At 30.9% G+C, this 19,798-nt stretch carries 19 protein-coding genes and 1 tRNA gene; 17 read left to right on the top strand and 3 right to left on the bottom strand.

What is annotated here, in order from left to right; all coding sequences use genetic code 11:
• Positions 1 to 51 precede the first annotated feature (51 nt).
• The 5 genes from LQK79_RS05810 (at position 52) to larA (ending at position 5,557) form a co-directional block, all read left to right on the top strand.
• Complete coding sequence (locus LQK79_RS05810; protein ID WP_231015928.1) at positions 52 to 747, top strand: FadR/GntR family transcriptional regulator; 696 nt, start codon at positions 52 to 54, stop codon at positions 745 to 747.
• Positions 748 to 852: 105 nt separating this feature from the next.
• Positions 853 to 1,641: an electron transfer flavoprotein subunit beta/FixA family protein gene (locus tag LQK79_RS05805; protein ID WP_231015873.1), complete on the top strand. Its 789-nt coding sequence runs from the start codon at positions 853 to 855 to the stop codon at positions 1,639 to 1,641.
• A gap of 14 nt (positions 1,642 to 1,655) precedes the next feature.
• Positions 1,656 to 2,864, top strand: a complete 1,209-nt coding sequence (locus LQK79_RS05800) for an electron transfer flavoprotein subunit alpha (RefSeq protein WP_231015872.1) — start codon at positions 1,656 to 1,658, stop codon at positions 2,862 to 2,864.
• A 13-nt stretch (positions 2,865 to 2,877) separates the two neighbouring features.
• Positions 2,878 to 4,263, top strand: coding sequence for an FAD-binding oxidoreductase (locus tag LQK79_RS05795; RefSeq protein WP_231015871.1), 1,386 nt, complete (start codon positions 2,878 to 2,880; stop codon positions 4,261 to 4,263).
• Between the two features lies 1 nt (position 4,264).
• Positions 4,265 to 5,557 (top strand): nickel-dependent lactate racemase, encoded by a 1,293-nt coding sequence (larA, locus tag LQK79_RS05790; RefSeq protein ID WP_231015870.1) that lies wholly within the window; start codon positions 4,265 to 4,267, stop codon positions 5,555 to 5,557.
• A 247-nt stretch (positions 5,558 to 5,804) separates the two neighbouring features.
• Here larA and speE read toward each other — a convergent pair whose 3' ends face one another.
• Both speE and speD read right to left on the bottom strand, forming a co-directional pair.
• Positions 5,805 to 6,665: a polyamine aminopropyltransferase gene (gene speE, locus LQK79_RS05785; protein ID WP_231015869.1), complete on the bottom strand. Its 861-nt coding sequence runs from the start codon at positions 6,663 to 6,665 to the stop codon at positions 5,805 to 5,807.
• Between the two features lie 17 nt (positions 6,666 to 6,682).
• Positions 6,683 to 7,507, bottom strand: a complete 825-nt coding sequence (speD, locus tag LQK79_RS05780) for an adenosylmethionine decarboxylase (protein WP_231015868.1) — start codon at positions 7,505 to 7,507, stop codon at positions 6,683 to 6,685.
• Positions 7,508 to 7,868: 361 nt separating this feature from the next.
• Here speD and LQK79_RS05775 point away from each other — a divergent pair, with 361 nt between their 5' ends.
• The 3 genes from LQK79_RS05775 to LQK79_RS05765 all read left to right on the top strand — a co-directional run bounded on the left by LQK79_RS05775 (position 7,869) and on the right by LQK79_RS05765 (position 9,654).
• Positions 7,869 to 8,051, top strand: coding sequence for a hypothetical protein (locus LQK79_RS05775; RefSeq protein WP_231015867.1), 183 nt, complete (start codon positions 7,869 to 7,871; stop codon positions 8,049 to 8,051).
• A 195-nt stretch (positions 8,052 to 8,246) separates the two neighbouring features.
• On the top strand, positions 8,247 to 8,420 hold the full coding sequence (locus tag LQK79_RS05770) for an aspartyl-phosphate phosphatase Spo0E family protein (protein ID WP_231015866.1): 174 nt from the start codon (positions 8,247 to 8,249) through the stop codon (positions 8,418 to 8,420).
• Between the two features lie 307 nt (positions 8,421 to 8,727).
• Positions 8,728 to 9,654 carry a hypothetical protein gene (locus LQK79_RS05765; protein ID WP_231015865.1) on the top strand — a complete coding sequence of 309 codons (927 nt, stop codon included), beginning with the start codon at positions 8,728 to 8,730 and terminating at the stop codon, positions 9,652 to 9,654.
• Positions 9,655 to 9,781: 127 nt separating this feature from the next.
• Here the strand turns inward: LQK79_RS05765 and LQK79_RS05760 are convergent.
• Positions 9,782 to 9,868, bottom strand: a tRNA-Leu gene (locus LQK79_RS05760).
• 414 nt (positions 9,869 to 10,282) lie between these two features.
• Here LQK79_RS05760 and LQK79_RS05755 point away from each other — a divergent pair.
• From LQK79_RS05755 to LQK79_RS05715, 9 genes are all read left to right on the top strand, one after another.
• The gene (locus tag LQK79_RS05755) at positions 10,283 to 13,327 is read left to right on the top strand and encodes a 6-pyruvoyl-tetrahydropterin synthase-related protein (protein WP_231015864.1); all 3,045 of its coding nucleotides are present in this window, start codon (positions 10,283 to 10,285) and stop codon (positions 13,325 to 13,327) included.
• Positions 13,311 to 13,919 (top strand): Firmicu-CTERM sorting domain-containing protein, encoded by a 609-nt coding sequence (locus LQK79_RS05750; RefSeq protein WP_231015863.1) that lies wholly within the window; start codon positions 13,311 to 13,313, stop codon positions 13,917 to 13,919. Before LQK79_RS05755 ends, LQK79_RS05750 begins: the two co-directional genes overlap by 17 nt.
• Entirely contained in the window at positions 13,916 to 14,512 is a 597-nt protein-coding gene (gene xrtG, locus LQK79_RS05745; protein WP_231015862.1) for an exosortase family protein XrtG, read from the top strand. Before LQK79_RS05750 ends, xrtG begins: the two co-directional genes overlap by 4 nt.
• Positions 14,493 to 15,863, top strand: a complete 1,371-nt coding sequence (locus LQK79_RS05740) for a TIGR03111 family XrtG-associated glycosyltransferase (protein ID WP_231015861.1) — start codon at positions 14,493 to 14,495, stop codon at positions 15,861 to 15,863. Before xrtG ends, LQK79_RS05740 begins: the two co-directional genes overlap by 20 nt.
• On the top strand, positions 15,856 to 16,620 hold the full coding sequence (locus LQK79_RS05735; protein WP_231015860.1) for a glycosyltransferase: 765 nt from the start codon (positions 15,856 to 15,858) through the stop codon (positions 16,618 to 16,620). The genes LQK79_RS05740 and LQK79_RS05735 overlap by 8 nt, the downstream gene beginning before the upstream one ends.
• 27 nt (positions 16,621 to 16,647) lie before the next feature.
• Positions 16,648 to 17,892, top strand: a complete 1,245-nt coding sequence (locus LQK79_RS05730) for a GGDEF domain-containing protein (RefSeq protein ID WP_231015859.1) — start codon at positions 16,648 to 16,650, stop codon at positions 17,890 to 17,892.
• Positions 17,889 to 18,281 (top strand): GtrA family protein, encoded by a 393-nt coding sequence (locus LQK79_RS05725; RefSeq protein ID WP_231015858.1) that lies wholly within the window; start codon positions 17,889 to 17,891, stop codon positions 18,279 to 18,281. Before LQK79_RS05730 ends, LQK79_RS05725 begins: the two co-directional genes overlap by 4 nt.
• A gap of 4 nt (positions 18,282 to 18,285) precedes the next feature.
• Positions 18,286 to 18,759 (top strand): 6-carboxytetrahydropterin synthase, encoded by a 474-nt coding sequence (locus tag LQK79_RS05720; RefSeq protein WP_231015857.1) that lies wholly within the window; start codon positions 18,286 to 18,288, stop codon positions 18,757 to 18,759.
• 328 nt (positions 18,760 to 19,087) lie between these two features.
• Positions 19,088 to 19,780, top strand: a complete 693-nt coding sequence (locus tag LQK79_RS05715) for an iron-sulfur cluster assembly scaffold protein (RefSeq protein ID WP_231015856.1) — start codon at positions 19,088 to 19,090, stop codon at positions 19,778 to 19,780.
• Positions 19,781 to 19,798: the final 18 nt, after the last annotated feature.

Here is a 19,798-nt window from a genome sequence, read left to right as displayed (position 1 = left end):
AAATTTGTAGTATAATTTATGTTACAAAGCTTTATAGAAAAAGGTGATGTTATGTTTACTCCAGTAAAGAACCAAAAGGTGTATGAAGTAGTAATTGAACAAATAAAAGAAATGATAAAAACGGGGAAACTTAAAAAAGGTGATAAACTTCCTCCTGAAAGAGAACTTGTAGAAGAACTTAAGGTAAGCAGGACTTCAATAAGAGAGGCTTTAAGATCTCTTGAAATACTGGGGCTTGTTGAAAGTAAACATGGTGATGGAAACTTTATAAAAAAGAATTTTGATGACAGTCTCCTTGAACCATTATCACTTATGTTTATGCTTCAGGAAAGTAGCCCAAAAGATGTGCTTGAACTCAGAATGGTTTTGGAAACTGAAACAGCAATGCTTGCAGCAAAAAGAATTGGAGCTGATGAACTTAAAGACATAAAAGCTATAATAGATAAATTTAAGGCCACTGCGGATGAAAAGTTAAATACAGAATTAGATGTTGAGTTTCATCATGCAATTGCACAGGCTTCCAAAAACCTTCTTTTAGTTAATATCTTATCTGCTACCTCTGTACTAATAGATACTTTTATTAGTGATGCCAGATATAGAATTATAGAAAAAGAAGAAAACAAGGAAAAATTAATAAAGCAACATGAAGGTATATATAAAGCACTACTAAATAAAGATGCATTAAAGGCTGCGGAAGAAATGAGAAAGCATTTAGAGTTCATAAATAAGTCTATTTTCAAAAGTTAAATTTTTAACTTTTGCTTTTTTATGGAATTAACTTTTTTATTGTGGTATAATTTATTTAAAAATTGGTCATACCACGATACCAATATTAAATATGGAGGGGTTACAATGGAAATATTAGTATGCATTAAGCAAGTTCCAGGTACTAGTAAAGTTGAGGTAGATGAAAAAACTGGAGTACTAAAAAGAGATGGAGTAGATTCTAAGATGAATCCGTATGATCTATATGCTCTTGAAACAGCTCTTAGACTTAAAAAAAAGTTTAGAGGAAGTGTAAGCGTTATCACTATGGGACCTCCGCAGGCAAAAGAAGTTATTAAAGAGGCATATATGATGGGAGTTGATAGAGGAGCTCTGATATCAGATAGGAAATTTGCAGGAGCTGATGTGCTTGCCACAGCCTATACAATTTCTCAAGGTATTAGAAAAATGGGCAACTTTGATTTAATACTCTGCGGAAAGCAAACTACAGATGGAGATACAGCTCAAGTTGGTCCTGAAATGGCAGAATATTTAAAAATACCTCATATTGCAAATGTAATAAAAGTAGAAGAAGCAAGTGAAAAAGATATAACTGTTGAAATGGATATGCCAAATACTATAGAACTGGATAAGGTTAGCTATCCATGTCTTCTTACAATTGATAAGGATATATTCCAGCCAAGACTTCCTTCCTATAGAAAAAAGCTTGAAACTAAAGATAGAGAAATAGAAACTATTTGCCTCAATGATTTTGAGGACAAGGATGAAAATAAGTACGGTCTTAATGGTTCTGCAACTCAAGTGGAAAGAATATTTCCTCCTTCAGTAAATAATGATAGGGAAATTTGGAAGGGCAGCGGTGAAGAGGTATCAGGAAAAATATTTAAAAAGCTTAAACAATTAAAATATGTTTAATAGGGGGAGTTATTATGGGAAAGTTAGTTGTTAATCAAGATAAACTTACAAAGGAAAATATAAAAGAGCTTGTCAATATATGTCCATTTAATGCTATAGAAGATCATAACGGTAAAATCGAAATAAATGCAGGCTGCAAGCTTTGTAAAATGTGCGTTAGAAAAGGACCTAAAGGTATCATGGAATTTGTAGAGGAAGAAGTAAAGGCCATTGATAAAAGCTTATGGAATGGAATTTTGGTATATGTAGATCACGTTGAAGGAAATATACACCCTGTAACCTTTGAGCTTATAGGAAAGGCCAAGGAGCTTGCTTCAAAAATACATCATCCTGTTTATGCACTGTTTATTGGACATAACATAAAGGAAAAAGCAGAAGAACTTTTACATTATGGTGTTGATGAAGTTTTTGTATACGACTATGAAGAACTTAAGGATTTTACTATTGAGCCTTATACAGCTGTATTTGAAGATTTAATAAACAAGATAAAACCAACGGCAATACTTGTTGGGGCAACCACGGTTGGAAGATCACTTGCACCAAGAATTGCAGCAAGATTCAAAACGGGACTTACGGCAGATTGTACAATACTTGATATGAAGGGAAATACGGATTTAGTTCAAATAAGGCCAGCTTTTGGAGGAAATATAATGGCACAAATTATAAATCCAAACAGCAGACCTCAAATGGCTACGGTTAGATACAAAGTTATGAGTGCACCGGAAAGAAAGCAAGGTAAAGGTGGAAAAATTTCAATATGCAATATAGATAAAGAAAAGCTTACTTCTAATATAAAGGTTTTAAAAATTACTCAAAAGCAGCCTGAAAATAGTATATCTGATGCAGAAGTTATAATTGCAGTTGGAAGAGGTATTAAAGCTAAGAAGGATATGGACATGGTATATGAACTAGCAGAACTCCTAAATGCAAGAGTTGCAGGAACAAGACCACTTGTGGAGGCAGGCTGGATTGATGCTAAAAGTCAAATAGGCTTAAGTGGGAGAACTGTAAAGCCTAAACTTATAATAGTCCTAGGGGTTTCAGGAGCAGTTCAGTTTACAGCAGGTATGAATAACAGCGAATATATATTTGCTGTAAATAAAGACGAAAAAGCTCCTATATTTAACTCAAGTCATTATGGAATTGTGGGAGATATATATGAAATCGTACCAAAGCTTATTGAGAAGCTAAAAGAAAATAAAAAAATGGAATCGGTAATTTAGGAGGGGAAGCTTTATGGTTAATATAGAGGATATAAAATATTTTAAATCACTTTTAGGAGAAGACAGAGTACTTAGTGGAGACGAAATAAATGAAGATTTCAGCCATGATGAACTTGGTGGAGTAAGTAGAATGCCTGAAGTGCTTTTAGAAGTTCAAAATACAGAAGAAGTATCTAAGATTATGAAATATGCCTATGAAAAAGGTATACCAGTCGTCCCAAGGGGTTCAGGAACAGGTCTTGTTGGAGCATCTGTACCACTTCTCGGTGGTATAATGCTAAATATGGGCAGTATGAATAAAATTCTTGAAATAGATGAAGAAAATTTAACACTTACCGTTGAACCAGGAGTTCTTTTAATGGAAATAGGGAAATTTGTTGAGCAGCATGATCTTTTTTATCCACCAGATCCTGGAGAAAAGTCTGCTACCATAGGAGGAAATATAAGTACAAATGCTGGGGGCATGAGAGCTGTAAAGTATGGAGTTACAAGAGATTATGTAAGAGGACTTGAAGTTGTGCTTCCAAATGGTGATGTACTTAATCTTGGAGGAAAGGTCGTTAAAAACAGTTCGGGTTACAGCATAAAGGATTTAATATGTGGCTCTGAAGGAACCCTTGCTATAATAACCAAGGCAATTTTAAAGCTTCTTCCACTTCCTAAAAAAACTATAAGTCTTTTAGTACCTTTTAAAGATCTTGACAGTGCTATAGGAACTGTACCTAAAATTATAAAATCAAAGGCAATACCTACAGCTATAGAGTTTATGCAAAGAGAGGTAATACTTTCGGCAGAGGAATATCTAGGTAAAAAGTTCCCTGATAACAGTGCAGATGCATATCTTCTTTTAAGTTTTGATGGAAACAGTAAGGAAGAAGTGGAAAAGGATTATGAGAAGGTTGCTGAAATTTGCCTTAGTGAAGGGGCTTTTGATGTTTATATAGTTGATACGGATGAAAGAAAAGAAGCTGTTTGGAATGCAAGGGGAGCTTTTCTTGAAGCAGTTAAAGCTTCTACCACAGAAATGGATGAGTGCGATGTTGTTGTTCCAAGAAATAAAGTGGCTGAATTTATAAAGTATACAAATGAACTTCAAAAGCAGTTTGATATAAGAATAAGAAGTTTTGGCCATGCTGGTGATGGAAATCTTCATGTTTATATATTAAGAGATAATTTAAGTAAAGAAGAATGGGAGAATAAGCTTAAACAAGTATTCGAATGTATGTACACTAGATCTATGGAATTAAAAGGTCTTGTATCAGGAGAGCATGGCATAGGCTTTGCAAAGAAACCGTATTTGTTTAGGCAGTATGGAGAAGAATATATTTCACTTATGAAGAATATAAAAAAGGCTTTTGATCCTAAGAATATATTGAATCCAGAAAAGGTATGTGAGTAAAATGCCTGTATTTAGTGTACCATATTACAAAGGCATAATGGAAATAGAGCTGCCAGAGAAAAATTTAAAAGGGGTTTTAATATCAAAGGCTGCTGATTATAAGACGAATTTAAGAGAGAAAGAAATCGTAGAAAGAGCACTTGACAATCCAATAGGTTCTAAAAGTCTTGAAGAACTTGTTAAAGATAAAAAAAACATGGTCATAATAACCAGTGATCATACAAGACCCGTGCCAAGTAAAATAACTATCCCCATACTTTTAACTCGTATAAGAAGGGTAAATCCTAACATTGATATAAAAATACTCATAGCTGCAGGCCTTCATAGACCAACTACAAAAGAGGAGATGGTAGAAAAGTTTGGAGAAACTTTAGTTAAAAATGAAAATATAATCTGTCATAAAGCAAAGGATAAAGATAATCTTTTAAAAATAGGTATCCTTCCATCGGGCGGAGAACTCTGGATAAATAAATTGGCAGTAGAAACTGAACTTTTGATTTCAGAAGGTTTTATAGAACCTCACTTTTTTGCAGGGTTTTCAGGAGGAAGAAAAAGCATACTCCCAGGAATTTCTGGAGCTGAAACCATAATGGCAAACCACTGTTCAGAATTTATAAATAGTGAAAATTCAAGAACAGGTAAACTTTTTAATAACCCAATACATGGGGATATGCTTTATGCAGCTAAGGCATCTAAGCTTGCCTTCATACTAAATGTAGCTCTTGATAAAGATAAAAAAATAATAAGTGCCTTTGCTGGAGACAGTGAATTTGCACACAATAAGGGTTGTGAATTTGTCTCTAAGTTTTATGGCGTTAGTGGAACTAAATCAGATATTGTAGTTACTACTAATGGAGGATATCCTCTTGATCAAAATGTTTATCAGGCTGTAAAAGGCATGACTGCTGGAGAATCACTATGCAGAGATGGAGGAGTTATAATAATGATTGCTTCCTGCTGTGATGGACATGGTGGAGAGTCTTTTTATAGAAATGTAGCTGATGCTAAAAATCCTAAAGAACTTCTAAGCAAAATACTTAAAGTTTCAAAGAAGGATACTGTACCGGATCAATGGGAGTTTCAAATTTTAGCTAGAATACTGAATAAGCACAAGGTTATAATTGTTACGGACATGTGTTATCCTAAAATAATAGAAGATATGCATATGTATCATGCACGTGACTTTAAAAGAGCTTTAGAGCTTGCATTTGAAATTGTAGGAAAAGATGCAGAAATAACTTTAATACCAGATGGAGTTTCAAGTATAGTTGAAGCAATTCACAATGAAGGATGATTTTTCTCCGCAATGCTTCGAAAAATCTAAAACCTAATGCTTGCGCATGGCGTAAAATATAGTGCTCAGCGCAGCTTCACTGCACAAGGAACGATTTAAAAAAATCCTAATAAATCTTGGTTCAAAAATTATAAAATACTTAGATATTTCAATCTGTCTGAGCGATAGCAAGTTATTGAAATATCTTAGGATTTTACAATTTTTAAGCCTTAGATTTATAGGATTTTTTTAATTTGACGAAGCATTGTTACTTGGCATTATCTAACTCTTCAATAACATAGTTTGGCAGTGCAAATGCACCTCTATGCAAGTTTGTATTGTAATACTTTGTTTTAAGTCCGAGTTTGTTCCATTCTTCAGCATGCAAGTCATTTAAAGGATGATACTTCTTTGAAGCAAATCCAAAGAGCCAGTGCCCAGAAGCATAAGTTGGCATATGAAACTGATAAACCATTGCAATAGGAAAATTATTTTTTATTTTACTATGAGCTCGTTTCATTTCATGACAGTAATTTTTATAATAAGGACTTTCATGTTGATTTATTAAAATTCCATCATCACTGAGTATTCTTTTACAATCGCTGTAAAATTCGTTAGTAAACAAGCCTTCTCCAGGACCAATTGGATCCGTTGAATCAACAAGAATTAAATCATAAGTTCCACTTGCAGTATTTTTAACAAATTCTTTACCATCTTCAAAGTGAGCAGTAAGCCTGCTGTCATTATCAAATTTACAAGCTGTTTGTGGTAAATATTTTTGGCAGAGTCTAACAACTCTTTCATCAATATCAACTAAGTCTACTTTTTCTACAGTTTTATACCTTAAAATTTCTCTTGAAGTTCCACCATCGCCGCCGCCAATAATCAAAACTTTTTTAATATTAGGGTTAACTGCCATTGGGACATGAGTAATCATCTCATGATATATAAATTCATCTTTTTCAGTTAGCATTATATAACCGTCAAGAGTAAAAAATGTTCCAAAAGTTTCACTCTTAAAAAAATCAATTTGTTGGAAAGGAGTTTTTTCACTATATAAATGCTCCGTTACCCTTATTGAAAATTTTGCGTCATCTGCATGACTTTCTGAAAACCAAAGATCTAACATATTATTCCTCCATTGCTTTATTTATTATATGATTCATCAAAGTTTTTACCATAAAAAATTTCATCCATTTCTTTTTTTAGCTTATGAGTTATTATTTTTCTTTCTTTTGGACTCAAATCTTTTTTTGTATATCCAAATAAGTAATTGTCTAAATCAAATTGCTTTAACTTACATTTTGTGTGAAAAATATTGTCTTGGTAAACATTTACGTCAATCATGTTATATCTATTTTTCACACTGTTAGGTATATAATTTTGAATAGAGTTGATTTTATGGTCAATAAATAACTTTCTACCAGTGATATCTCTAGTAAAACCACGAACTCTATAATCCATAGTCATAATATCAGCTTCAAAAGAGTGTACTAAGTAATTTAAGGCCTTTAAAGGGGATATCATTCCGCAGGTAGATACATCTATATCAGCTCTAAAGGTACAAATACCTTCATCAGGATGATATTCAGGGTAAGTGTGCACTGTAATATGGCTTTTATCTAAATGAGCAAGCACGATTTCTGGCAGTGGCCCTGGAGTTTCTTTTACTAATGCTTCTTTACAATTTTCTTCCATTGGATTTTCACATACTAATATTGTAACACTAGCACCTTGAGGGTCATAATCTTGTTTTGCGATATTCAAAATATGAGCACCTATAATTTCAGTAACGTTTGTAAGAATTTGAGTAAGTCGTTCTGCGTTATATTGCTCATCTATATAAGAAATATAAGCTTCCCTATCTTCTGCTGATTTTGCATAACATATATCATACATATTAAAGGATAATGTTTTAGTTAAATTATTGAAACCATAAAGCTTTATTTTATTATCAATGTTTGCTTTCATTATATTTGCCAAACCCCTCCTCAATCAAATAAATCGCTATTATTATATGCTTATAGCGAAATTATTAATACAATTTTAACAATGAATTTGGTTTAAAGCAATATTTTTTTATCATACTATCAATAATTTATATTTTGGAAAATATTAATGCGTTAATATTTCGGTTAGGGAAATATATAGGTAATTAAAAATATCTATTAAAATGCCTAGAAGATATCATTTTTGCACAAGTTAATTTTGAAGTTTCAAATGATTTATCTCTAGACAAGCTAATAGAAGTAAGACATGAAGGAATAAAAGAGAAAACATAAGGAAATTGCAGCATACATATATAAATATATAGACGCTTAAGGAGGATATTATGAAGTATATATTAAAGTTAGAGTTTAAGGGCAAAGCTGAATGTGATAAATGCAGGCTTAGTGGAACAAAAGGATTGGATTTAGACGGCAATACTGTTATGGTATGTTATGGCTTAGGAAGTAGGCCTCATTGTCCAGAAGAAGGATGTCGTAAAGATTGTCCATTGAAGAAAAAGGATTAAAGCTTAGCTTAAATGCTAGGCTTTTTTTATGCTAAAAATAAAACTATTGAACTAATTTCATAAATTTTTTTAAACAACTTTATAAGGACTTTTGTATTTTCGTAAAAAAAAGACAAAAAAAGAATAATTGTACCAATTTAATATATATTATATTTACCTTCTTTCTTAAAATGTTTTTAGAAAGGAGGTTTTAAAATGTCGAAAATTCATGATGTAGAAGTGGAAATACAAAATTTAAGAGAAAAGCTGACGGAATTAATTATGCAAAAGGAAAATTTACTTGATCCACAAGTTATTGCTGCAAGCAAGATGTTAGATTCTATTTTGAACGAGTACAGTGAAATAATTAGTGACAAGGTGGAAAAATAGTGAAAAGGAGGCTGCCGCATTTAGTGTGGCAGCCTTTCTTTGGATAAAGCGAAATTTAGAAAATCTTATAAGATAAACGATATTAATAAACATAAGGCTATATAGGTATTATAAATTAATATTTTGAATAATATGGTATAATAAAACTATATGAATGGTTATGGGAGTCTTAATATGGAAGATGTAGATTTAATCAAGAATTAAATATAAATTTTAGAAACAATAGAATATGAAAAAATATAAGCGGTTTTAGTTTTTTAATAATGAAATAGCTGATAAAAATTAATATCATATGGGGGAATTAGAAGTGAAAAAAATGATGGAAATTATAATTGCCTTAAGTATTATATTCACTGGATGTTCAAACGAAAAACCTTCAGTTAATAATAACGTTCAAAAGAATGCTAATAATACTGCAATTGAGAATACTTCAGTAAGTAACACTAAGCAACCTCAGTCACAGCCCCAAAATACCTCTCAAAGTGCTAAAAATATTAATAGTAATACGAAGTCCAGTTCGCTTGATAATATAAATACTGCTAAAAGTCCTTTTGAAAAAGGGTACTATGATTATCAAGGTACTGTAGGTAATAATATGTCAATTCACATGAGTATTTATCCATTAGGAACAGATATAGTTGGCTCATACTTTTATGACAGTAAGGGAAAGGAAATCAAACTAAAGGGAAAGGCAGGGGCGAAAGATATCGTATTATATGAATATGATGATACGAGTAAAAATACAGGAATTTTTAAAGGAACTTTGAACAGTGTTGATAAAATTAAAGGAACCTGGATGGGAGCGGACAATAAAACAAATTATCAATTTACATTATCACTTAAAAGTATTATCCCTGGGGTTGAATATGGAAAAAGGTATGCAGAAACAGTAGGGACAGAGAGTGACCAAGATGTAGAGAATTTTGTTAGTAAAGTTCAAAGTTATGTAGTGAATGATAATAAGGAACAGTTATCTGAACAAATATCCTACCCTATCACTGTCAACATTAATAGTAAGGTTACTAAAATACAAAATAAAGATGATTTTATAAAGAATTATGACCAAATTTTCTATCTAAAGTATAAACAAATAATTAGCAATGCCTTTACAAAATATATGTTTGCAAATTGGCAAGGAATAATGTTTGGTGAAAATTCAAATAATATTTGGATTAATGAAGTGACTCCTACTGGAGGTAAATCGAAATTAATGATTACTGCTATAAATAACTAAGGATATGTAGCTTTTAAATTGTTTGAGTAAAGATGTGAAGAATTACTAAAAATAACACTTAGTTATGAGAGCATAGGCATTAGAACAAAAAAATAAAAATCCGCACTTTCTTAAGTGCGGATACTAATGGTGCCGAAGGCGGGACTTGAACCCGCACGGAGTCACCCCCGACGGATTTTGAGTCCGTTGCGTCTGCCAATTTCACCACTTCGGCATATCTAATCGACATGTAATAATATATCATAGAATATTGTTAGAGTCAAGAATTTTTTTCTATAGGATACGCTTTTTAGGTAGACAACTTGAAAAGTTAAAATTGCTAATACTAATTCATCCCGACAAACTGGAAATTGAAGCAGAGCGGAGAAAAGTCATCCTTTACTGTGAACTATGCATTATGAATTGTGCACTGGTTTTGCTAGTTGACATAATATATTTTCGCTTCATAAAATTTGCACATAAATTTAAAATATAATTTTATCTTATTAAAAATAAAATTAAAAAATGACAGCATATTACTTAAATATATATAATGCATAAAAGAATAATAAAAATGCCCATTTTTTTGTTGATTCTTATGTTAACCGCTGATATTATATAAGTATAAAATAATTGAAGGGAGGCATAAATGAAATTTCAAGGATATTTATATAAATTTAATATGAATGCTTCTCACAGCGTTTTAATAAATAATAAAAGGGGACCATCACATTCGCATACCTTTCTTATTTCACTATTTGTTGAAATGCAAGGTGGAGAGTTTGTAATATATGATGAAGTAGAAAAGGTAGTAAATAAATTTTTGAGTGCATATAGTGGAAAAGAAATTAATGAATTTGAAGCATTTCGTGAGGTTGAGCCTACACTTGAAAATATAGGAGACTTTTTGTTTGAAGAACTTAGCAGAATTTTAAAAGAAAATAACATTAACCTTTTACGATTAGAAATAAGTGAAATTCCAACAAGAGTTTATGTTATTAATGGCAATGGACAAGTAAATATAGCGGGTAGTAGTACGAAAAAAATAGCAAAGTTAATGATGAATAATATTATTAATTTATCATCAAAAGAATTGGTAAAAAAGTTTGAAGATTTCGATCAAAGCAAAGAAATGCTTGAAAAAACTGAAGAAAATAGACCTCAGGATGTTTTGGAAAAAAAAGATGCAGAAAATGAACCAGAAATTGAAAGTGAGATTATACAGAAAAGGGATAAAAATAAATGGAAAATCAATAATCCTATTATTAAAATAGCAGCCTCGATTTTAGTTTTAATATTTGGAGCTGTAATTTTATCAATATATTTAGGAAAACATTGGGGATATCCATGGGGATTGGATACATATGGACATATATTTAAAGCAGATATTTTATATCAAAACATAAAAAAGGGCAACTTATATCCACTTTTTACGGAATATTGGTATAACGGTATACAACCTTTTAGATACTGGGCTCCATTTTCCTATTATGTGCTTGCAATGTTTCAGTTTGTTTCAAGTGGAGATCCAATTAAGGCTTACATTATTTTTATAGGGGCTGTATTTTTTATTGGTGGACTTGGATGGCTTCTTTGGGGTATAAAGTCAAAAAGGATTTTTATTGCATTAATTATTGGAATTATGTGGTTTTTTCTTCCAGAAAATTTGAGAGTACTTTTTTTTGAAGGAAATATACCAAGGGTTGTTATAACAGCGCTTATACCATATTTATTTTTCTTCTTATGGGAATTTGTTGAGCACGAAAAGAAATCTGCTATTATACCAATGACTATATTTATGATCCTCATAATCATGAGTCATTTGATGGTAGGAGCCATGCTTGGAATTACGACTTTCATATTTTTGGCTATTTACTCGGTAGTGTTAAAAAAGTTTTTAAAGTCATCACAGATTATTATAGCTATGCTTTTGGCATTTGTAATTTGCGGAATTTGGATTTATCCAGCACTAAAAGGTGGACTGGTATCTATGGATAGTGGTGCGACTTCGGAGGTTATGAAATCACTCAGTACACCATTTACAACGTCACTAAATCCTTTTATACGACTCGGAAGCAGTGGCAGACTTGGATATTTTTATTATGGACTGTCAATTATAATAGTTTCAGTTTTAGGAATTATACTTTCTAGTAAAAAAAGTTTGCCAGGTTTTATTACAGTAATAATAGTATTCTTAGGGACAACAACAGCTTTTATACCAGTGTTAATTAAATTACCTTTAAATCAACTTTTATGGATGATGAGATTTACACCAATAGCGTATGGAATATTTATGCTTAGCTTGCTTAACTGGACAAAGTGTAAGAAGCGCTTTATGGCAATATTTTTAATGATAATAATTGCTGACAGTTCTTTATCATTTAGATTCTCATTATATCCGGAGGGAAAAAACTCTAATGTAGAAACCATAATGGATGAGGCAAAACGAATTACTAATCAGAGAATTGCCCTCCTTGACAGCAGTCTATTTGAATCGTATCCATCATTTTATATTATTGGCAGTGGCAAAAAAGTATCTTATTCCTATGGATGGGCATGGCAGGGAGCTTCTACAGCTAAAAATATAGTTTTATTAAACACAGCACTTGAAAATGGATATTATAATTACATGTTTGATAGATCGATTGAACTGGGATGCGATACAGTAATCGTAAGAAAGAATTCTTTAAAAAAAGGTAAGAGGAGTTTTAATAAAATAAATTCAGCAGCAGAACTTTCTAAATTTAAATTGGATATGGAAACAGGAGATGCTTACATATTCCATAGAGATACACCTAAAAACTTTGGAGTGATCACAAATTATTCTGGACTGTGCATAGGCAGATCAGCAGAGCAGATACCGCTTCAGTATCCAAGCTTTGAAATAGGAAAATCGCAAAATATAGAAGATTATACAATAGACGAACTTAGAAAATATAAGGTTATATATCTTTCCGATTTTAGCTACAACGATAGAAAGAAAGCGGAAGAAATGCTTTCAAAACTCAGCAGCATGGGAGTAAAAATAATTATAGATATGAACAAGATTCCAGCAGATGCAGTTACAAAAAGTATGACCTTTATGGGAATTACAGCACAACCTATCAGCTTTGACAAGAAAATGCCAGATTTGTTCTTTAATGGGCAGAAATATATATCTGTAAACTTTGATGAAAAGTATAAAAATTGGAATACAGTATATTTACAGGATTTGCCTAAAGTTGAGGGTATTGCATGGATAAAAAATAAAAAGCTGACCTTTGTCGGCGAAGGTGTAGGAGACAATAAAAATATAACTTATGTTGGGTTTAACTTAATGTTTCATGCAATGCAGGATGATGATGCTGGCGCTATTAGCATTATGAATTCAATACTTGGAAATAGTTCATCTGTACTGCCAGAAAGAAAGATTGTACCTATAAGTGTTAAATATAATAATAATTCATTTTCTATAAATTCACCAAAAGATAATGTAAATACAACTATTGCATATTTAGATTCTTATAATAGTACAAGAAAGATTTCTGATAAACAAAATTTATTAAATATTGAAAAAGGACAAGCAAATATTAAAGTTACATATCCATATTTAACCGATGGGATAGTAGTATCTTTAATAGGTCTTACAGGATTTGGAATACTGCTCGTTTTTATATATAAGAGGAGGAAAATTATAAATGGAAAAGGCAATTAAGAGAATAATTTTATGTTCTACACTTCTAATCCTTATTTTTAGTATACCAGTTCATGCTGCTGGTGTTGGAATAACACTAGATGGATACTTTGATGATTGGAGTGATAAACCACAAATAATACTTACTCCTGGAGGCAGCGGCAATATGAAGCAAGAACACATAGTAAAATGGTACACCGATGATAATTATCTGTATTTATATATAGACATGTCAAATAGTAAGAAAGGACAAGAACCAAGTTGTCCTATAAAGTATCAAATAAACGGTACTGGACAACAATACGAATTACAGGCTAAGAAAGGCACTGGTAATAGTGTTCAGGTTTTTTCGAATGGCAAAGTAATACCTAATAGTGGTGGTCTTTATGGAAATAGTGAGGTAAAATGTGAACTTAAAATACCTTTAAGTGTTTTTGAAAATGGGGCTAAAGATCAGATGCTTAGTATAGAGATGAAATTCCCAAACTTAGGAAAGGGAACTATACATTTCGAGGTTGGAAGTACCCATCCATATACAGGCATAGCTATTTGCAGTGCTGTAGCTTTTTTTAGTTTTATAATTTATACCAGAAAGAAAAGGAAAACAGCATGAAAATATTGATTGTTTTTCTACTAATTTTATGGGCCTATATCATATCGGTTTTTAAAAGAGCAAATTTGTATTTTTTTAAGTTTATTGTTGGAGCAGTTGGCCTATTTTTCTTTACTATAGTGATACTGCAGCCATATCTTGTAGGTGCTTTAAGTCAGCTTGTTACAGCAGTTGCTGGCGTCATAGGAGAAATCACTAATTATTATCAGGCGTTTTATCAGTATTCACTTATTTTAATATCCAGTGGAACATCAACTGTGTCAATGTACATAGATTATGAATGTTCTGGTGTAATAGAAATTCTTGCTTTTACATCTCTATTGTGGTTCTTTCCAGTGTATAACTTCATGGAAAAGATTATGTATAACATAATAGGTGTAATTTGGATATTTGCAGCTAATGTTTTAAGAATTTTTATTATTTGCATATTGGTATATTATTACGGAAACAATATGTTTTATTTTGCACATACCATACTTGCTAGATTTGTTTTTTATGGATTGTCTATAATTTTATATTTTCACGTATTTACTAAATCACAAATTAAAAATCAGAGAGTAGGTGATATTGCTTATGGGGATGATGTTAAGTAGAACATATAAAGAAATTATCTTTTGGATTGCATGGATAGTTATTCCATTTATTATGGAGATTATACCTGCTATTGCTGGATTTTTTATCTTAATAAAAAAGAGACTAACAGTAAAAAAAGAAGAGTTTAAGGGCAAACTTCCGCAGATAACTATAATTATTCCTGTATATAATTCAGCTGAAACTTTGAGAGAATGTATTAAATCTGTATATGACTCAAACTATCCTTGTGAGCTTATGGATGTAATGCTTATGAATAATATGAGCAGTGATAACAGCTTTGAAGTATTTACGGAGTGCCAGGCGGAGTTTAAAGAACTTTCTTTAAAATATATGAATGCAAAACAAGGCAAATCAAAGGCTTTAAACATGGCGCTTTTTAATAGTGAAGGTAAATACATAATTAATATTGACAGCGATGGTAAGCTTGAGCCTGATGCAATAAGAAATATGGTCATTCGTTTTGAACAAAATCCGGATATTCACTGTATGACAGGGGCTATTTTAACGGATAAAGAATATATTGAAAATACTTCAAGCTGGCTTTTAAAACTAGTTAGAAAGTGTGAATTTTTAGAATATGCTCAAGCTTTTTTAGCAGGTAGAAACTTTGAATCGGAATTAAATAGTATATATACGCTGTCAGGTGCTTTTTCTGCATTTAGAAAGTCTACAATTTTAAAAACACAGCTTTATAATAGTGAAACTGTATGTGAAGATACACACATAACCTTCCAAGTCAGGCATTTGCTTAAGAAAAAGGTACACCTATGTGAAAATGCACTATTCTTTGTTGATCCAATTGATAATCTAAGCAAACTTTATACTCAACGCCAGAGATGGCAGCGAGGCGAGCTGGAAGTATCCCATATGTTTTTTAAAAATAGGGCACTTACTGCAAGAGGATTTATAAGTAATTTTATGATAAGGACTTTGATGTACGACCACACCTTTGCCTTCCCAAGGATGATTTGGTACTTTGCTATGATATTTCTATTATTTATGAACTATCCCTTTGAACTCGTTTTTGGTTCTGTATTTGTAATATATTTGCTGTATGTTTTGTCTGCATTTTTGTTTTATATTAATGTAATGTCCTATCTTAAAAGTTATAAGGGTGTTAGAAAATACTATGCCTTTAAATTATATTTAATTTTTTTAATGCCAATATATAATTTTGTTATATTTTGGATAAGGTTTGCTGGAATTATTAATAGCGCAAAAGTTAGAAGCAAATGGAAAGCTTTAAATTTGAAAGAAGAATACAAGAGCTTTTGCTCTGTAATTAATGAAGATTTCAAAAGAGTAGTTAATATAATAAAAAAGATAAGGGGAGTTGTAAACAATGAATGATATTGCAGTTATACTTCCCGCTTACAATGAGGAAGAGGATGTTGAAGAACTTGTAGATAAGTGGCAAAGACATAGGCAAGCTTTGAAAGAAAGTTATAATCTTACCTTGAGAACTATTTTAGTAAATGACGGAAGCAGTGATAAAACAAAGGCTATAGGAGAAAAACTTCAAAAAAATTATGATAATTTCATTCTTGTTAATCATGAGAAAAATAAAGGACTTGGAATGGCTGTAAAGAGCGGTATTGAATATGCGATAAAAAATTTTCCGGAAAGTAAATATGTTTGCATTATGGATTGTGATAACACACATGATCCTAAATACATTTTTAGCATGCTGGAAAAAGAAAAACTCACAAAAGCGGATATTGTAATAGCATCTAGATATGAAAAAGGTTCTTCAGTTAAAGGTCTTTCTTTATTTAGAAAAACCACCTGTATAGGAGCGAAGTGTGTTTATTCAACTATACTTAAAGTGACTAATGTTAAGGATTATACTTGTGGCTATAGATTATATAAAAGATCCATATTGGAAAAGCTAATTGAAAAATTTGGTGAAAAAATTATTGAAGAAACTGGTTTTACGTGCATGGTAGAAGTTTTATACAAACTTTATATATGCGGAGCTGTATTTGCAGAAGTTCCTTTTGAACTTAGATATGATTTAAAAAAAGGAGCAAGCAAGATGAATGTTATGAAAACTTCCTTTAATAGCATAAAATTTTTAATAACATTAAAGGAAAAGCTCAATGTGTAATAATTTTGAGAGAGGAAATTAGCTACGATGAAAATAAAAAAACAGGAGAGAATCGTATTTGAAATATTTATAATTACTATACTGGCTGTAGTAGTGGTTGCTGCGCTTTGGTATGCAGCAGTTAGTGAAATAAATAATCACAAAGAAAATACAATAAATGCTTTTTTAAAACAGCAGTATTCTGAAAATAGCAATTTAGCTGATAAAGTTAAAATTGTTATGGAAGGTTACATGAAAGACTATAAATTAGATTTAAAATCAACTGAAAAAAATATTATAAAAAATGTTATAAAGAAAGAGACAAATTCTAATAACAAGTACATTTTCTTTTATGATACTAATCATGTAGTATTTGAAAAAAGTGATTCAAATACTAAAAAATACAGTGATAAAACATTAACAGAAGTGTTTAATTTATGGGAATACAATGGTGGAAATAATTTAGATGATTTAAAAAAGCTTATAAATACAAAACAAGATGGCACAGCCGAAATAATGAAAGATAGTAAAAATGGAAGCGAAATTCTTTCTTGGTGTTTTTTTAAAGTATCAAATAAAACTTATATTTTAGGAATGTCAACATCTGAAAGCTATTTGTTAAATGATATTTCATTTGATAAGCACGTTGTAAGATTTTATACTTTTATCTTAATATTTACTATGATGTTTGCTGCAACTTTTATTGCTTTTGTACTTTATATATTCTTTTCACATAAAAAGGTAAGTGAATTGAAAAAGGAACTTCAAAATAGGAGAATCCAGATAGAAGAAGCTGCTTCAAAGTTAAAGGAGATGGAACAGAGTTTAAAAAGAGCGAGTGTGTATGATGCAGTTACAAAGGTTTATAATCGTCAATTTTTGCATATACTTCTATCAAAAATTAATTCTGAACTGTTTTTTCCCATAGCAATTATTGTAATAAATATAGAAGGAATACAAAAGATAAATAAAACTTTTGGACATAACAAAGGTGATGAGGCATTAATAAAAACAGCAGAACTTTTAAAGGAATACTGCGGGCAAAACAATATTATTTCAAGGATAAATGATGATGAGTTTGCATTGGTGCTTGTTAGTATAAATGAAAGGGATGCTTATAAAATATTAGATGAACTTCAAGATAAAATTGAAAATAGTTGTATTGAAATCCTTTGTAAGTTTACCTTTGGAATTGCAATAAAAAATGATGAAAATGATGATATTTTTGATGTTTTAAGTACTGCAAAGAAAAGTGTCAGAGAACAAAAAAGAGGATGGAGTGAATATTTTTGATATTAAAATATCTTTTTTACTCAACTATTGTTACAGTTATAGATTTTTTTGTAGTTTGGGCATTAACAAATTTTTTAAATGTGAATTTAATATATGCAAATACAATAGCTGTAATTCTAGGCTTTATTATTCATTACATTCTAGCTTCTAAATCAGTTTTTAACACTGGCTATGGAATAAAAGGGTTTACAGTATATATTTTAACTTTTATATTAGGTCTTATTTGCGCTGATGTACTTATATATGTATCATATGAATATTTATTTTACTTTATGGAAAATAATATAAAATTACTTTTAAGTAAAGGTGTATCAATAGTAGGACCATTTTTTATCATGTATTTTATTAGAAAATATGCGTATAAAATATTAAATAAAAAGGTTGTGTAAGAAAATGAGATATAATCAATATAGGTTTAAATTTTATCTTAATGCCTCTCATTCTATATATTTAAATGGAGTATTAGGGCAGGAGCATCCACATACCTGGGAAATTACTCTTAACACAATAAAGCTAAAGGATAACTTTATTATTTTTAATGATATAGAAAAGAATATAGAAAAATATTTAGAAAAATATCAAGACTCATATCTTAATAAGGTCGATCCATTTCAAACATTAAATTCCACCCTTGAAAATATATGCCAGTATTTTAAAAATGAGTTTCAAAATTTACTTCTTGAGAATGGTTGGCTTTTACTATCAATGGAGATAAGTGAAACGCCAACACGTTCATATATTATTGATATTTCTGATGAGGTGGATTATAATAAAATACTTGATTACGGTGATGCCGAGAATTTAAATTTTGACATCCTTGAAAAAAATGTTGACGATAAAATTGAGAGCATGAAGAAATCAATTTAATTGGAGATGCAACTGCGAGTAGTGATAATTTTAACAATGTTGTAGCCGTGGTAAAAAAGAAAGTTGTTGAAGAATTTTGTCAAAAAATTAATCAAAAGGAATTCAACGCATTTAAGCTTTTTTCATGAATCAGATTAATAATTCACTTGAATTAATATGTATAGAAAGAAGAAATTAAATATTATTTTATAAAAACGTATTGTTAGAAAGCTTTAGATTTGCTAAAATAAAAGAGTTGAAGAATAATGAGATTGGTAATAATAGATTATTATTGATTGCGTTTATTTTAACAAGCTACATAATCAATTATAAGGAAGGAGATTTTTTTATGATTTATTCATCAGAAGTTGACAGAATGGTATGCGTAGCAAAAGGACCAAATCATGGACCAGCTCCAATACCAGAAGAAGGAAAATGGGTACAAGCTAAAGAAATAAAAGATATATCAGGTTTAACACACGGAATTGGTTGGTGTGCTCCACAGCAAGGTGGTTGTAAATTAACTTTAAATGTTAAAGATGGTGTAATTGAAGAAGCTTTAGTAGAAACAATAGGATGTTCAGGAATGACACATTCAGCTGCTATGGCATCAGAAATTCTTCCAGGAAAGACTATCCTTGAAGCATTAAATACTGACCTTGTTTGTGATGCTATAAATGTTGCAATGAGAGAATTATTCTTACAGATAGCTTATGGAAGAACTCAAACTGCATTCTCAGAAGGTGGACTTCCAGTAGGAGCAGGTCTTGAAGATTTAGGAAAAGGACTTAGAAGCCAAGTTGGTACTATGTACGGAACTAAGGCTAAAGGAACTAGATATCTTGAAATGGCTGAAGGTTATGTTAAGCACATAGCTCTTGATAAAAACAATGAAGTTATAGGATATGAATTTATAAGCCTTGGAAAAATGATGGACTTCATTAAAAAGGGAATCGAGCCTGCAGAAGCTTTAGAAAAAGCTACAGGAACTTACGGAAGATATGCTGAAGCTGCAAAAATTATCGACCCAAGACAAGAATAAGAGATAGGAGGAGAAGAT

It is taken from the genome of Clostridium guangxiense (genome assembly GCF_021043395.1).
Taxonomy (GTDB): domain Bacteria; phylum Bacillota; class Clostridia; order Clostridiales; family Clostridiaceae; genus Clostridium_S; species Clostridium_S guangxiense.
The sequence above is the reverse complement of the archived record's forward strand: the minus strand, read 5'-3'. Positions and strand labels throughout refer to the sequence as shown.

Coding starts and splice junctions, on each gene's coding strand:
- LQK79_RS05810 (WP_231015928.1), top strand. CDS start 52: ATGTTTACTCCAGTAAAGAACCAAAAGGTGTATGAAGTAGTAATTGAA.
- LQK79_RS05805 (WP_231015873.1), top strand. CDS start 853: ATGGAAATATTAGTATGCATTAAGCAAGTTCCAGGTACTAGTAAAGTT.
- LQK79_RS05800 (WP_231015872.1), top strand. CDS start 1,656: ATGGGAAAGTTAGTTGTTAATCAAGATAAACTTACAAAGGAAAATATA.
- LQK79_RS05795 (WP_231015871.1), top strand. CDS start 2,878: ATGGTTAATATAGAGGATATAAAATATTTTAAATCACTTTTAGGAGAA.
- larA (WP_231015870.1), top strand. CDS start 4,265: ATGCCTGTATTTAGTGTACCATATTACAAAGGCATAATGGAAATAGAG.
- speE (WP_231015869.1), bottom strand. CDS start 6,665: ATGTTAGATCTTTGGTTTTCAGAAAGTCATGCAGATGACGCAAAATTT.
- speD (WP_231015868.1), bottom strand. CDS start 7,507: ATGAAAGCAAACATTGATAATAAAATAAAGCTTTATGGTTTCAATAAT.
- LQK79_RS05775 (WP_231015867.1), top strand. CDS start 7,869: ATGAAGTATATATTAAAGTTAGAGTTTAAGGGCAAAGCTGAATGTGAT.
- LQK79_RS05770 (WP_231015866.1), top strand. CDS start 8,247: ATGTCGAAAATTCATGATGTAGAAGTGGAAATACAAAATTTAAGAGAA.
- LQK79_RS05755 (WP_231015864.1), top strand. CDS start 10,283: ATGAAATTTCAAGGATATTTATATAAATTTAATATGAATGCTTCTCAC.
- LQK79_RS05750 (WP_231015863.1), top strand. CDS start 13,311: ATGGAAAAGGCAATTAAGAGAATAATTTTATGTTCTACACTTCTAATC.
- xrtG (WP_231015862.1), top strand. CDS start 13,916: ATGAAAATATTGATTGTTTTTCTACTAATTTTATGGGCCTATATCATA.
- LQK79_RS05740 (WP_231015861.1), top strand. CDS start 14,493: ATGGGGATGATGTTAAGTAGAACATATAAAGAAATTATCTTTTGGATT.
- LQK79_RS05735 (WP_231015860.1), top strand. CDS start 15,856: ATGAATGATATTGCAGTTATACTTCCCGCTTACAATGAGGAAGAGGAT.
- LQK79_RS05730 (WP_231015859.1), top strand. CDS start 16,648: ATGAAAATAAAAAAACAGGAGAGAATCGTATTTGAAATATTTATAATT.
- LQK79_RS05720 (WP_231015857.1), top strand. CDS start 18,286: ATGAGATATAATCAATATAGGTTTAAATTTTATCTTAATGCCTCTCAT.
- LQK79_RS05715 (WP_231015856.1), top strand. CDS start 19,088: ATGATTTATTCATCAGAAGTTGACAGAATGGTATGCGTAGCAAAAGGA.